Here is a 13,791-nt window from a genome sequence, read left to right as displayed (position 1 = left end):
TCGGTATGAGTCAGCAGGCACAGCCGGCGGTGGCGACGCCGCCGGCTCCCGGCCCGAGGGAGAAGGACGGGCGGACCGCACAGCGTCCCCTGGCGCTGCGGATCCTGGCCCGGCCGGACGTCGGTGTCTTCCTCGGCGCGGTCGCGGTCTACGTCTTCTTCCTGGTCGCGGCACCGCCGGTGCGCGAGGCCAGTTCGATGGCGAACATCCTCTACCAGTCGTCGACCATCGGCATCATGGCGCTGCCGGTCGCCCTCCTGATGATCGGCGGCGAGTTCGACCTCTCCGCCGGCGTCGCGGTCGTCAGTTCCGCGCTCACCGCCGCCATGCTGAGTTACCAGCTGACCCTCAACGTGTGGGCGGGCGTGATCGTCGCGCTCATCGTGTCGCTGGGCATCGGCTTCCTCAACGGCTGGCTGGTCGTCAAGACCGGACTGCCCAGCTTCCTCATCACCCTGGGCAGCTTCCTGATCCTCCAGGGCGTGAACCTCGCGGTGACCAAGCTGGTCACCGGGAACGTCGCCACCGACGACATCAGCAACATGGACGGCTTCGACCAGGTCAAGGCGATCTTCGCGTCCTCCTTCGACATCGGCGGCGTGCAGGTGAAGATCACCATCTTCTGGTGGCTGCTCTTCGCCGCCATCGCCACCTGGGTGCTGCTGCGCACGAAGTACGGCAACTGGATCTTCGCGGTCGGCGGCAACAAGGAGAGCGCCCGCGCGGTCGGCGTCCCGGTCAACTTCACCAAGATCTCGCTGTTCATGCTGGTCGGCTTCGGCGCCTGGTTCGTCGGCATGCACCAGCTGTTCTCCTTCAACACCGTGCAGTCCGGCGAGGGCGTGGGCCAGGAGCTGATCTACATCTCCGCCGCGGTCATCGGCGGCTGCCTCCTGACCGGCGGCGCCGGTTCGGCCATCGGCCCGGTCTTCGGCGCCTTCATGTTCGGCATGGTCCAGCAGGGCATCGTCTACGCGGGCTGGAACCCCGACTGGTTCAAGGCCTTCCTCGGCGTCATGCTCCTGGGCGCCGTGATGATCAACCTGTGGGTCCAGCGGACCGCGACCAGGAGGTGACCCGATGACAGACAACACCACCGGAACCCACGGCGCCGTCCTCCAGGACGAGCCGCCCGCCGACGGCGCCGCGATCGTCGAACTGCGCGGCGCCGGCAAGTCCTACGGCAACATCCGCGCCCTGCACGGCGTCGACCTCAGGGTCTTCCCCCACCAGGTGACCTGCGTGCTCGGCGACAACGGCGCCGGCAAGTCCACCCTCATCAAGATCATCTCGGGGCTGCACCAGCACACCGAGGGCGACTTCCTCGTCGACGGCGCCCCGGTCCGCTTCTCCACCCCGCGCGAGGCCCTCGACAAGGGCATCGCCACCGTCTACCAGGACCTCGCCACCGTCCCCCTGATGCCGGTGTGGCGGAACTTCTTCCTCGGCTCCGAGATGACCAAGGGCCCCTGGCCCGTGCGCCGGCTCGACATCGCGAAGATGAAGGAGACCGCCGACCGCGAACTGCGCAACATGGGCATCGTCCTGGACGACCTGGACCAGCCCATCGGCACCCTCTCCGGCGGCCAGCGCCAGTGCGTGGCCATCGCCCGCGCCGTCTACTTCGGCGCCCGGGTCCTGATCCTGGACGAGCCGACGGCCGCCCTCGGCGTCAAGCAGTCCGGCGTGGTCCTGAAGTACATCGCCGCCGCCCGCGAACGCGGCCTCGGCGTCATCTTCATCACCCACAACCCGCACCACGCCTACATGGTCGGCGACCACTTCAGCGTCCTGCGCCTCGGCACCCTCGAACTCTCCGCCGAGCGCAGCGACATCACCCTGGAGGAACTCACCAACCACATGGCCGGCGGCGCCGAACTCGCCGCCCTCAAGCACGAGCTCTCCCAGGTCCGCGGTGTCGACACCGAGGAGCTCCCCGAAGAGGATGACCTCACCGCACCCGCCGCGACCGGTCCGGAAGGGAAGTCGTGACCCCATGACCGACGCTCTCGACCGCATCCGGGTCGGCTCGGCCCCCGACTCCTGGGGCGTCTGGTTCCCGGACGACCCCCGGCAGGTCCCCTGGGAACGCTTCCTCGACGAGGTCGCCGAGGCCGGCTACTCCTGGATCGAGCTCGGCCCCTACGGCTACCTCCCCACCGACCCGGCCCGCCTCACCGACGAGATCGCGAAGCGGGATCTGAAGGTCTCGGCCGGCACCGTCTTCACCGGCCTGCACCGCGGCCCCGCGGTCTGGGAGTCCACCTGGGAGCACGTCAGCCAGGTCGCCGCGCTCACCCAGGCCATGGGGGCGAAGCACCTGGTGGTCATCCCGTCCTTCTGGCGCGACGACAGGACCGCCGAGATCCTGGAGCCGCCGGAGCTGACCGGCGAGCAGTGGGCCCACCTCACCAAGGGCATGGAACGGCTCGGCCACGAGGTGAAGGAGGCGTACGGCCTGGACATCGTGGTCCACCCGCACGCCGACACCCACATCGACACCGAGGACCACGTCGAGCACTTCCTCGACTCGACCGACACCGAGCTTGTCAACCTCTGCCTGGACACCGGCCACTACGCCTACTGCGGCGGCGACAGCGTCAAGCTGATCGAGACCTACGGCGAGCGGATCGGCTACCTGCACCTCAAGCAGGTGGACCCGGAGATCCTGGCCGACGTCCGGGCCAAGGGCACCCCGTTCGGGCCCGCCGTGGCGCAGGGCGTGATGTGCGAACCGCCCACCGGCGTGCCGGAGCTGGGCCCGGTGCTGGCGGCGGCGCAGCGGCTGGGGGTCGACCTGTTCGCGATCGTCGAGCAGGACATGTACCCCTGCGAGCCGGACAGGCCGCTGCCCGTCGCGGTGCGCACCCGGAGGTTCCTGCGGTCCTGCGGCGCCTGACCGCCGCTTCCCGGGGCCCGTGGACCTGTCCGCGGGCCCCCGCGCGCCCTGGCGGGTCCGGGAACACCCGCCAGGGCGCGCGCGTTCGCCTGGTGACGGGTGACGCCCGGTACGACGGGGAGGACGAAGATGAGCCACGAGGAGACCGCGGCCGAGGCCGTGACGCGCAAGGAGCGGTTCGGGGCGCTGCCCGAGCGGATCCGCCCGGAGGACATGGTGGAGACCAGGCCCGCGGTCCAGCACGACCCGGACCGGGACGCCTACGACCCGGACGAGTTCGCAGTGCGCTACGGCCTCTGAGCCGCCGCTGCCGGGAGCCGGACCGCGCCGTGGCCGAGCATGCGCCCGGCGCGGTCCGGCGCGGTCCGGCGCGGTCCGGCGCGGTCTGCCGGGCCGGGCGCGGCTGCCGGCCCCACAGCCGCGCCGCCCTCTCGGTGGTGTGCCGGTTGCGTCGGCCCAGCGCCGGGGTGATCTCGCGCGGACGGGGGTCTTTCCCGGAAGCGGGCCGCGAGGCGCACGGCGACGTCGGGCGGCCGGGGGGAGAGAGACCTGCCGGCCGCGCTCGCCGAGGCCGTCCCGCAGCGCCCGCGCCACCTCCGCCAAGCCACACGAACTCGCCGGTACCGAGGAAGCCTTCCCCCGCCGCGCCCGGTGAGGTCGTCGCCCTGAGGTGAAGGTCGACCAGGTCCCAAACGTCCACCACGTCGAGCCCGCCACCGACGCGCACGTCGAGCCCGGCATCGACCCGGACGACGTGCTCCTCCAGCCCGGCGTCCTGCGGCGGATCGGCCCGGCGCGCGGCGACGGCGAGGCGCGGGTGGCGCCTCGCCGTCGTACGGAGGCCCGCGGGTGTCAGGCCCCGCGGACCTCCGCGATCGTCACCGGCCGGTGCTCGTGCAGGGACAGCGTGCAGGCGTCGGCGATCCAGCCGGCCTCCAGGGCGTCCTCGACCGTGCACGGGGAGGGCCGGGTGCCGGCCACGACCTCGGTGAACGCGGTGAGCTCGGCACGGTAGGCCGCGGTGAACCGGTCCATGAAGAAGTCGTGCGGGGTGCCCGCGGGGAAGGTCACGCCGGGCTCCACCGAGCGCAGCGGGAGCTTGTCCTCCAGACCGACGGCGATGGAGTCGGCGAAACCGTGCAGCTCCATGCGGACGTCATAACCCCGGGCGTTGTGCCGGGAGTTGGAGACCACCGCGATGGTGCCGTCGTCGAGGGTGAGGATCGCGCCGGTGGTGTCGGCGTCGCCGGCCTCCTTGATGTAGTCGGCGCCCCGGTTGCCGCCGACCGCGTACACCTCGGTGACCTCACGGCCGGTGACCCAGCGGATGATGTCGAAGTCGTGCACGGAGCAGTCCCGGAAGATCCCGCCGGACGCGGCGATGTACGCGGCCGGCGGCGGGGCCGGGTCCAGGGTGGTGGAGCGCACGGTGTGCAGCTTGCCGAGCTCGCCCGCCTGCACGGCGGCCCGCGCGGCGACGAAGCCCGCGTCGAAGCGGCGGTTGTAGCCGATCTGGATCGGCACCCCGCTGCCCTGGACGGCCTTGAGGACCTCGACGCCCTCGGCCATCGTCTTCGCGACCGGCTTCTCGCAGAAGACCGGCACACCCGCCTCGACACCGGCCAGGATCAGGGCCGGGTGGGCGTCGGTGGCGGCGGCCACGACGATGCCGTCCACGCCGGCGGCCAGCAGCGCCTCGGGAGAGTCCACGACCTCGGCACCGAACCTCTCCGCGGCGGCCTTGGCCGCGTCCGCGAACGGATCGGTGAAGACGAGCGACTCGACGACGTCGAGCCCGGAGAGGGTCTCGGCATGAAAAGCACCGATACGGCCGAGACCGAGGATTCCGATACGCATTGAGTATTGCTCCTTGATGTTGATGGAGGGGCCGTCGGCAGGCGCCCCGTAAGGGGCGCTGGGGGTACCCCCGGCCGAAGGTTGGGGGAGGAACTGCGCGACCAGCCACGACGGCGCCGCACACGGCACACGGCCCGTCGGCTTCAGCTCTCCCGCCGCACCGCGGCGTGCCGCAACCCGTCCCGCAGCACCCGAGGCGCCCACCCCTCCCGCAACGCCCGCCGCACGAGGTCCGCCTGCGAGGGCGGGGCCATGCCGTCGACCGGCGGATCGCTGTCGAGGTTGGTCGGGAACGGGTAGCCCTCGGCGCTCGCGGCGATGACGCGCTCCAGCCACGCCTCGCCCGCCCCCTCCGACCGGCGCCGGCGCAGCACCGGGTAGACCGCGTTGGCCACGGCCTCCCGGTCCACGCTCTCCATGGCCCGGCCGAACGCCGAGGACACCTGGAGCAGGTTGGCCGTCCGGCGCACGTCGAGGGTCCGGTTGGTGCCGGCCGCGTGGAACACCGCCGGGTTGAAGAACACCGCGTCGCCCTTCGCGAGCGGCAGCTGCACGTGGCGGGCCCTGAAGTACTCCTGGAACTCCGGCCGCCGCCAGGCCAGGTAGCCGGGCTCGTAGGTCTGCGAGTACGGCAGGTACATCGTCGGCCCCGACTCCACCGGCATGTCGCAGTGCGCGACGGCGCCCTGGAGGGTGAGCACGGGGGAGAGGCGGTGCACATGCGCCGGGTAGGCCTCGGCCTGCTCGTCGGAGAGGAAGCCGAGGTGGTAGTCGCGGTGCGCGGTCTGTGCCGCGCCCCCCGGGTTGACCACGTTGACCTGCGAGGTGATCTGGTAGCCGGGGCCCAGCCAGGCCCGGGAGACCAGGGCCACGACGTCGTTGGCGTAGTAGTCGGCGAACGCCTCCGGGTCGTAGAGCGCCGCCTTCTCCAGGGCGTTCCACACCCGCTCGTTGGCCCCGGGCGTCGCGAAGTGGTCACCGGCCCCCGCGCCGGACTCGCGCTGCTCCGAGATGAGCGCCTCGAACACCGCGGTGGCCCGGTCGACCACCGCCGGGTCGGGGAACGCGCCCCTGAAGACGACGACGCCGGGACCGTCGGCCAGGGCGCGCACGAGTTCGGTCCGCACCTCGTGGGCCGCACCGGTGGTGCGCAGTCGCGCGCTGTCGTAGACGAGGACGTTCTCCTCGACGGCCGAGGCGTGCGGGTAGGCGGTCCGGTCGGTGGTCCGCTCGACCAGGGCACGGAAGGCGTCGAGGTCGCGGTCCTGCGGCGAGAGCCAGGCACGGCCCTGTTCGGCGGCGAGGGACATCGATGTCCTGCTTTCGGTCTCGGCCGCGGTCTCGGCCACGGCGGGGCTCTGCCATTCTTGTCAGCACAAACCCGTCGAACAACCAGCAGCGACCCGTCAAAAACCCGTCAAGGAGGCAGCCCGTGGGCCACCCCTTCCCCATCCGTGAGATCGCCCGGCAGGCAGGGCTCAGCGAGGCGACCGTGGACCGGGTCCTGAACGGCAGGGGCGGTGTCCGGGAGAGCACCGCCCGCGAGGTGGAGCGGGCCATCGCCGATCTGGACCGGCAGCGTACCCAGGTCCGGCTGGTGGGCCGCACCTTCATGGTCGACATCGTGATGCAGGCGCCGGAGCGGTTCACCACGGCCGTGCGGGGCGCGCTGGAGGCCGAGCTGCCGGCCCTGCACCCGGCGGTGGTGCGCTCCCGGTTCCACTTCCGGGAGACCGGACCGGTCGCGGAACTGGTGCGGACGCTGGACCGGATAGCCCGCCGCGGCTCGCAGGGCGTGATCCTCAAGGCACCGGACGTCCCCGAGATCACCGCCGCCGTCGGGCGGCTCAGGTCGGCGGACATCCCGGTCGTCACCCTCGTCACCGACCTGCCCGCCAGCGGCCGGCTGGCCTACGTCGGCAGCGACAACCGGGCCGCAGGCGCCACCGCGGCCTACCTGATGGGCCAGTGGCTCGGTGACCGGCCCGGCAACGTCCTCACCAGCCTGAGCAGCGGCTTCTTCCGCAACGAGGAGGAGCGCGAGATGGGTTTCCGCAGCGCCATGCGGGCCCGGTACCCCGAGCGCACCCTGGTGGAGATCGCCGAGGGACAGGGGCTGGACGCCACCCAGTACGACCTGGTCCGCGCCGCCCTGGAACGCGACCCGGAGATCCGCGCCGTCTACTCGATCGGCGGCGGGAACATCGCCACCCTGCGCGCCTTCGCCGACCTGGACCGCGAGTGCGCCGTGTTCATCGCCCACGACCTGGACCACGACAACACCCGGTTGCTGCGCGAGCAGCGGCTGTCCGCCGTCCTCCACCACGACCTGCGCCAGGACATGCGCGAGGCCTGCCACCTGGTGATGCGCGCCCAGGGCGCACTGCCCCCGGCCGGCCCGACCCTGCCGTCGGCGATCCAGGTGGTCACGCCCTACAACATGCCGGCGGCCACGAACCGCTGAGCGCGCCCACGCCGGCCGTGCTCACAGAGTGATCGCGTACGCCTTGCGCAGCGTCTCGTGCACCGTCCAGGTGGTGCGGTCGCCCGCGCGCAGGACGGCCATGTCGCCGGGGCCCACGGTGAACGTCGCCCCGCCCTCGACCTCGATGGTCGCCGAGCCGCTGACCACCACGAACAGCTCGTCGGCCTCGGTGTCGGTGACCACCCCCGGGGTGATCTGCCAGATCCCGCGGAGCTGCTTGCCGTCGGCCGACTCCCAGACCACCTTCCCGGTGACCTCGGGCGTGCCGGAGACGATCTGCGCCGGGTCGAGCGGGTCGGGTTCGAGTTCGGCGTCGGGGATGTGCAGGGCGAAGCTGTGCGTCGTCATACGGCGACCCTAGCGAGCCCGCCGGTGCCCCGGGCGTGGACAGGATGTGCGGCATCCGGGCTGGTGGGAGGACACTTCGTCGTGCCGCGCCCGGTGGCGGCCGGGTCCGGCCCGGGTGATCGTGGAGGACATGGCTGACTCCACGGCGGCCGGGCCGGAGCCGCGTGCGCACGACACCCGAGAGGCCGTCCTGTTCGGCGGGGTCTACGGCGCCGTGCTGGCCTGCTCGATGGTGGCCGCGCTCAGCCAGTACGGCCACACCTCCGAGGCCGGCCGGCGCTACGACGCCCTCTGGCTGCTGGTCACCGCCTGCGCCTCCGCCCTGGCGCACGGCTACGCCCACTACATCGCCGAGCGGGCCCCGCACCGGCGCTGGGACGCGCTGCACACCCTGGCCGACGAATGGCCGCTGGTCACCGCCGTGCTGCCCACGGTCTTCCTGCTCGCGGGCGCCGGCTGGGGCTGGTGGCCGCCGAAGGGCGTCGAGTACCCGGCGTTCGTCCTGAACATCGCCATCCTGTTCGGCCTCGGACTCGTCACCGCCCGCTGGTCGCACCGGAGTTGGCCGGCCGCCGCGCTGATCGGCACGCTGGACGCGCTGCTCGGGGTGATCGTGGTGGTGGCCAACGCGCTCATCAAGTAGACGCGGGCGGACGCGCGCGTGGGTGCGGTTCATTGAACGGTTAACGGGATTACGATCACTCAAGGTCACTGTTCCTCCGGGCAAGGAGCCGGCATGACAACCGACGACGCAGTCACCGCGGAGGCCGTGGACAGCCTGCGAGGCACCGACGACCCCCGGCTGCGCGAGCTGCTCGCCGCGCTGATCCGCCATCTGCACGCCTTCACGCGCGAGACCCGGCTGACCCGGCGCGAGTGGGAGGCGGCGATCGCGTTCCTCACCGAGACCGGGCAGACCTGCACGGACACCCGGCAGGAGTTCATCCTGCTCTCCGACGTCCTGGGCCTGTCGATGCTGGTCGAGAGGGTCAACGGGCACAGCGACCCCGGCGGCACCGAGTCGACCGTCCTCGGCCCCTTCCACATGACCGAGTCCCCGGTCCGGGAACTCGGCGCCGACATCGACCTGGTGGGCGGCGGTGCACCGTGCGTGGTCAGCGGCGTCGTCCGCTCCGCCGACGGCACCCCGCTGCCGGGCGCGGTCCTGGACGTGTGGCAGGCCGACCCGCGCGGCTTCTACGACGTGCAGCAGCCCGACGTCCAGCCGCCGGGCAACGGCCGCGGCCTGTTCACCGCCGACGGCGAGGGCCGCTTCCGGTTCCGCACCTGTGTGCCGAGCGCCTACCCGATCCCGTCCGACGGCCCGGTGGGCGCCCTCCTGAAGGCCACCGGACGGCACCCCTACCGCCCCGCCCACATTCACTTCATCGTCTCCGCCGCGGGGCACGCGCCGGTCACCACGCACATCTTCGTCGCCGGCGGGGAGTACCTGGACTCCGACGCGGTGTTCGCCGTCAAGGAGAGCCTCGTCAAGGACTTCACCCCGACCGACGACCCCGCCCTGGCCGCGGAGTTCGGCGTGCCGAACCCGTTCCGGCATGCCCGCTTCGACCTCGTCCTGGAGCGCTCGTGACCCCCTTGGACTTCGTGTACGAGACCCGTCCCTGCCGAGTGGTGTTCCGGCCCGGGGCCGCGTTCACCGCCCCCGCCGAGGAGGCCCGGCACCTCGGTCTGCGCCGGCTCCTCGTGCTCAGCGGCGAACGGGGCGCGGCGACGGCGCGGGCGGTCGCCGACTCGCTGGGGGACGCCTGCGCGGGCCTGCACACGGGGGCCCGGATGCACGTCCCCGTGGAGGTCGCCGACCGGGGTGTCGAGGCGGCCCGGGCCGCGTGCGCCGACGGTTGCGTGGCCGTCGGCGGCGGCTCGGCCATCGGCCTCGGCAAGGCCGTCGCGCTGCGCACGGGGCTCCCGCTGATCGCCGTGCCCTCCACCTACGCGGGCTCCGAGATGACCCCGGTCTGGGGTCTGACCGAGCACGGGGTCAAACGCACCGGCCGGGATCCCGTCGTGCTGCCGCGCAGCGTCGTCTACGACCCCGAACTCACCCTCTCCCTGCCCGTCCCGCTCTCGGTGACCAGCGGGATCAACGCCCTCGCGCACGCCGTCGAGGCGCTCTACGCCCCCGACGGCTCGCCGCTCGTCGCGCTCATGGCCGAGGAGGGCGTACGGGCGCTGGCGGGCGCGCTGCCGGAGATCGCCGCGGCCCCGGACGCCGTACCGGCCCGCTCCCGCGCCCTGTACGGCGCCTGGCTGTGCGGGGCCTGCCTGGGCGCCACCACCATGGGCCTGCACCACAAGCTGTGCCATGTCCTCGGCGGCAGCTTCGGCCTGCCGCACGCCGAGACGCACACCGTCGTCCTGCCGTACGCCCTCGCCTTCAACGCGCCCGCCGCCCCGGACGCGGCCGCCGCCGTCGCCCGGGCTCTCGGCGCGGATGACGCCCCGGCGGCCCTCAGGGAACTCGCGGCCCGGCTGGGCGCACCCGGCTCCCTCGCCGAACTCGGCCTGAAGGAAGCGGACTTGGCGGTCGCCGCCGCCCAGGTCGCCGGGCAGCCGTACGCCAACCCGAGGCCGGTCACGACCGACGAGGCGCTCGCCGTGCTGCGGGCGGCGTACGAGGGCGGCGCCCCGGCCCAGGCGTGACGGCGGCTCCTCGGAGCCGGGGACGCCGGTCAGCCGCGGCTGCTCGTGGACATCGGGGGAGCGGACGCGTCGGCCTGGCGCAGTTCGGCGAGGAGGACGTTCTGCCCGTCGAGGAGCTCGGTGAGGATACGGCGGGCCGCGCGCAGGAGTTCGGCGACGTCCCCGCCGGCCAGTGCGTAGCGGACGGTGGAGCCCTCCCGGGTGGAGACCACGATGCCGGAGCGGCGCAGGACGGCCAGTTGCTGGGAGAGGCTGGACGGCTCGATCTCGATGTCGGCGAGCAGATCCCGTACCGGTACGGGCCCGTGCTGGAGCAGTTCCAGGACCCTGATCCGCACCGGGTGCCCGAGCATGCGGAAGAAGTCCGCCTTGGCCTGGTAGAGGGGGACTTGCATGACCGCTCGCTCTCTGCCGGGACGGGTGGGGGCGCCGAGGTGCGGCGGCGCCTTGCGACACCGCCGCACTGGCCCTGTGCGGCCGATCCTTGCCGTCCGGGGCCGTGCGCAGACATGAGTTGGGATCATGCTGATGTGGTCACTTGAAGAAGTTTTCACATCATGGGCGCACGAAGTCCCGGAACCCGGGAATCGCTAGACCTCGAGTTCTTCCTCGACCCGCTTCAGCTGGTGACGGGCCATGGCGAGGTTCGAGCGCCCCTTGTCGAGCACCAGGTAGAGGAACAGGCCGTTCCCGCTGCGGCCGGTGATCAGACGGATCAGGTGATACTGCTTCTCCAGTGTGATCAGGATGTCCTCGATCCGGCTCTTGAGGCCCAGCTCGCTCATCGTGCGCACCTTGGCCCGGATGACATCCGTGTTCCCGGCCGCCGCGACGGTCAGATCGAGGTCCTTGCCTCCGCCCAGTGTCCCCAGGGCCATGCCGCTGGTGTAGTCGACGACCGCGGCTCCCAGCGCCCCCTCCACCCCGGCCATCATTTCCTTCAGCGACACTTCCACGCTCGCCATACTGGCGCCTCCCCTTCGCATGCGGATGGCGACGGACCAGCGGTCGCCGGCCCGCCCGATGCAGGGACCGTAGGTCGGCGCAAGCGGCGCCGGGACGACGTTCTCCGGGTCTGGCGCATCCTGGCCGATCAGCCGCCCCGCCAGATCGTTTGAGCGACGGAAATTGGTTCGGTGAAGGGCGAAGTTGACTCCGCGCCCCATGCGGCGGTTGCGGTAACGGCGCTTACGGGACTCGCGCGTTGGGCAGAGGTGCCACGGTGAGCGCCGAGACGATCCCGGTCCGGTCCGGGCCCCGGACGCGGGGACGGCTGCGCGCGACGTCCGGTGCGGCCCCGGCCGGGGCCGTCCTCGGCGTGCACTTCTCGTGCCGGCAGAAGTGTGAAGATCCCTTCCCGGGTGCCGTCGTCCGCCTGCCCCGCAGCCCGCGGACCGGTGCTCAACCGACGGGAATCCGCCGAACGGCCCACGAATGCAGGCCAGTTGCCAGGGCAGGGGCGCTGCGGGTTTTCCGATGGTGCCGGTGTCCGGAGAACTCCCGTCGTCGCAGGTCACGCGGAACATCGCCGGTCGCGGAGGCACCCGTGGTCAGTCGCCCGTCCGTTGACCCGTCTTCAAATAGCCAGCACAAATTCCACACAGCCCTCTCTTCAGACGGGCGTAGATGGTCTAGATTGACCCTGCTTCGCATGCTGGGACACGGGGCGACAAATGATGATCCATGGGTCAGACGTTGCGGGCGGCCAGTGGCCGCGTCCGCGCCGTCGGGGCCGGGATGATCAACTCGGGGAAATCGGAAGGGACTTCGGGTGCGGGGAGCACCTGCGGTCTCGACGGATTCCCACGCACCTGGAGAGCTTTGCGGAGCAGGCGACTCCGCCGCTGCACGGGCGGGTTGTCCGAGCAGCGCTGAAGTAGCCGGGATGTCAGACGCGGAGGGCGGGGGCCGTCCGTCGGAGGAACAGCGCGGCGCGGGGAGCCGGGGGGCCTCCCGGGGGCGGAAGCGTACGGGAGGCGGGGGCCTCCCAGGGGAGGAACGGTGTCAGGGCACCATGTCGAACCACTGGGGACCGGGGGGTTTCTGTGCGGCAGGGGGGACTAGTCGGCCCTTTTCCGCCGGCGCACGGGCGTCTGGCGCACGGGGGAACCAACAGGCCGGCGATCGAATGGGAACAGCGGTACCGGCGTACCGTGATCATCAGTGACACCGTCGCCACGGCCATCGTGGTGGCGGGCATCGGAGAGTTCTTCGGGGGCCGCGACGCGGCCAACTGGCATGAGAAGTGGGGGATCCTCGCGTTCGGCACCGAACTGCTGGTGCTGTCCGCGCTCGTGGTCGGCCGCTCGTGGGCACCGGCCGTGCTCGGCCAGGGCGCCGAGGAATTCCGCCGGCTCGGACGCTCGCTGTTCGCGGCGACCGTCGTCCTCGCGCTCGGCGGGATCGCCCTCACCTCACGCAACATCAAACTCTGGATCTTCGTCGCGATCCCCGCGATCGGGCTCGTCACCATGACCGCGCGGTACCTGCTCCGCCTCGATCTGCACAGACGGCGCAAGGACGGGCGGTGCCTGAGACCGGTGCTCGCCGCCGGGAGCCCGGCCACCTTGGGCGACCTGATCACCCGGACCCGCAAGTTCCCGCACATCGGCTGGCGGGTGGAGGCGGTCTGCACGACGGACGGCCGCGGGCTCGACGGTGACGAACTGGACGGCGTGCCGGTCGTCGGCGGACTGACGGACGTCGCCAAGCACGTCCGCCACGACGGCTACCGCGTCGTGGCGGTCACCCCGGACCCGCACTGGACGCCGGACCGGTTGCAGCGGCTGGCCTGGAACCTCGAAGGCAGCGACGCCGAGATGGTCGTGGCCCCCGTGCTGATGGAGGTGGCCGGCCCGCGGCTGCACGTCGACGCGGTGCTCGGGATCCCGCTGCTGCGGGTCAGCCTGCCGACCTTCACCGGGGGCCGCCGGGCCATCAAGGAAGTCGTCGACCGGGTGGGCGCGACGCTCCTGCTGGTGCTGTTCGCGCCGCTGATGGCGTTCGTCGCACTGCTCGTGCTGGCCGACAGCCGGGGCGGGGCCTTCTACCGCCAGCGCCGGGTCGGCAAGGACGGCCGGGAGTTCACGATTCTCAAGTTCCGCACCATGGTCGACGGCGCGCACCGGGCCCGCGCCGAGCTCGCCGACCGCGACGAGGGCGCGGGACTGCTGTTCAAGGTCCGCCGGGACCCGCGGGTGACCAGGGTCGGAGCCGTGCTGCGCCGGTACTCGATCGACGAACTCCCGCAGCTCTTCAACGTGCTCACCGGAGCGATGTCACTCGTCGGCCCGCGGCCCCCGCTGCCGGAGGAGTGCGCCGCGTACGACCCGGACATCCGTCGGCGGCTGCTGGTCAAGCCCGGACTCACCGGTCTGTGGCAGATCAGCGGGCGCAGCGACCTGCCGTGGGAGGAGGCGGTCCGCCTCGACCTGCGGTACGTGGAGGACTGGTCGCTCGCCCTCGACACAGTGATCTTGTGGAAGACGATGCGCGCGGTGCTCCACGGGCAGGGGGCCTACTGATGCGCGGGGGGCGC

General features: G+C 72.0%; 14 protein-coding genes. 9 read left to right on the top strand and 5 right to left on the bottom strand.

Annotated features, from left to right (window positions below):
* Nucleotides 1-5 precede the first annotated feature (5 nt).
* From BLW82_RS05445 to BLW82_RS44250, 4 genes are all read left to right on the top strand, one after another.
* Nucleotides 6-1,076 carry an ABC transporter permease gene (locus tag BLW82_RS05445; RefSeq protein ID WP_371131305.1) on the top strand — a complete coding sequence of 357 codons (1,071 nt, stop codon included), beginning with the start codon at nucleotides 6-8 and terminating at the stop codon, nucleotides 1,074-1,076.
* A 4-nt stretch (nucleotides 1,077-1,080) separates the two neighbouring features.
* Nucleotides 1,081-1,992: an ATP-binding cassette domain-containing protein gene (locus BLW82_RS05440; protein WP_093497720.1), complete on the top strand. Its 912-nt coding sequence runs from the start codon at nucleotides 1,081-1,083 to the stop codon at nucleotides 1,990-1,992.
* A 4-nt stretch (nucleotides 1,993-1,996) separates the two neighbouring features.
* The gene (locus BLW82_RS05435; RefSeq protein ID WP_093497719.1) at nucleotides 1,997-2,899 is read left to right on the top strand and encodes a sugar phosphate isomerase/epimerase family protein; all 903 of its coding nucleotides are present in this window, start codon (nucleotides 1,997-1,999) and stop codon (nucleotides 2,897-2,899) included.
* Between the two features lie 129 nt (nucleotides 2,900-3,028).
* Nucleotides 3,029-3,199 carry a hypothetical protein gene (locus BLW82_RS44250; protein ID WP_177232845.1) on the top strand — a complete coding sequence of 57 codons (171 nt, stop codon included), beginning with the start codon at nucleotides 3,029-3,031 and terminating at the stop codon, nucleotides 3,197-3,199.
* 552 nt (nucleotides 3,200-3,751) lie between these two features.
* Here BLW82_RS44250 and BLW82_RS05430 read toward each other — a convergent pair.
* Nucleotides 3,752-4,756: a Gfo/Idh/MocA family protein gene (locus tag BLW82_RS05430; protein ID WP_093497718.1), complete on the bottom strand. Its 1,005-nt coding sequence runs from the start codon at nucleotides 4,754-4,756 to the stop codon at nucleotides 3,752-3,754.
* Nucleotides 4,757-4,899: 143 nt separating this feature from the next.
* A complete protein-coding gene (locus tag BLW82_RS05425; RefSeq protein ID WP_093507877.1) occupies nucleotides 4,900-6,066 on the bottom strand; it encodes a phytanoyl-CoA dioxygenase family protein in 1,167 nt (388 codons plus the stop codon).
* Between the two features lie 122 nt (nucleotides 6,067-6,188).
* Between BLW82_RS05425 and BLW82_RS05420 the strand changes: the two genes are divergently transcribed.
* Nucleotides 6,189-7,220, top strand: coding sequence for a LacI family DNA-binding transcriptional regulator (locus tag BLW82_RS05420; protein ID WP_093497717.1), 1,032 nt, complete (start codon nucleotides 6,189-6,191; stop codon nucleotides 7,218-7,220).
* Nucleotides 7,221-7,241: 21 nt separating this feature from the next.
* On the opposite strand, the gene BLW82_RS05415 is transcribed toward BLW82_RS05420, so the two are convergent.
* Nucleotides 7,242-7,589 carry a cupin domain-containing protein gene (locus tag BLW82_RS05415; protein WP_093497716.1) on the bottom strand — a complete coding sequence of 116 codons (348 nt, stop codon included), beginning with the start codon at nucleotides 7,587-7,589 and terminating at the stop codon, nucleotides 7,242-7,244.
* Between the two features lie 130 nt (nucleotides 7,590-7,719).
* On the opposite strand from BLW82_RS05415, the gene BLW82_RS05410 reads away from it, so the two are divergent.
* The 3 genes from BLW82_RS05410 (at nucleotide 7,720) to BLW82_RS05400 (ending at nucleotide 10,253) form a co-directional block, all read left to right on the top strand.
* Nucleotides 7,720-8,232 (top strand): hypothetical protein, encoded by a 513-nt coding sequence (locus BLW82_RS05410; protein ID WP_093507876.1) that lies wholly within the window; start codon nucleotides 7,720-7,722, stop codon nucleotides 8,230-8,232.
* A 93-nt stretch (nucleotides 8,233-8,325) separates the two neighbouring features.
* A complete protein-coding gene (locus tag BLW82_RS05405) occupies nucleotides 8,326-9,183 on the top strand; it encodes a dioxygenase family protein (protein ID WP_093497715.1) in 858 nt (285 codons plus the stop codon).
* A 5-nt stretch (nucleotides 9,184-9,188) separates the two neighbouring features.
* A complete protein-coding gene (locus BLW82_RS05400) occupies nucleotides 9,189-10,253 on the top strand; it encodes a maleylacetate reductase (RefSeq protein ID WP_093507875.1) in 1,065 nt (354 codons plus the stop codon).
* A gap of 29 nt (nucleotides 10,254-10,282) precedes the next feature.
* Here BLW82_RS05400 and BLW82_RS05395 read toward each other — a convergent pair whose 3' ends face one another.
* Together BLW82_RS05395 and BLW82_RS05390 are read right to left on the bottom strand one after the other, a co-directional pair.
* Nucleotides 10,283-10,648 carry an ArsR/SmtB family transcription factor gene (locus tag BLW82_RS05395; protein ID WP_093497714.1) on the bottom strand — a complete coding sequence of 122 codons (366 nt, stop codon included), beginning with the start codon at nucleotides 10,646-10,648 and terminating at the stop codon, nucleotides 10,283-10,285.
* A gap of 195 nt (nucleotides 10,649-10,843) precedes the next feature.
* Nucleotides 10,844-11,218, bottom strand: coding sequence for a roadblock/LC7 domain-containing protein (locus tag BLW82_RS05390; RefSeq protein ID WP_093497713.1), 375 nt, complete (start codon nucleotides 11,216-11,218; stop codon nucleotides 10,844-10,846).
* 1,080 nt (nucleotides 11,219-12,298) lie between these two features.
* On the opposite strand from BLW82_RS05390, the gene BLW82_RS05385 reads away from it, so the two are divergent.
* On the top strand, nucleotides 12,299-13,777 hold the full coding sequence (locus tag BLW82_RS05385) for a sugar transferase (protein ID WP_093497712.1): 1,479 nt from the start codon (nucleotides 12,299-12,301) through the stop codon (nucleotides 13,775-13,777).
* Nucleotides 13,778-13,791 lie beyond the last annotated feature (14 nt).

The organism is Streptomyces sp. Ag109_O5-10 (assembly GCF_900105755.1).
In the GTDB taxonomy this organism is placed as follows: Bacteria; Actinomycetota; Actinomycetes; order Streptomycetales; family Streptomycetaceae; genus Streptomyces.
Note: the sequence above shows the minus strand (reverse complement) of the source record. Positions and strands in the feature narration are given on the sequence as shown.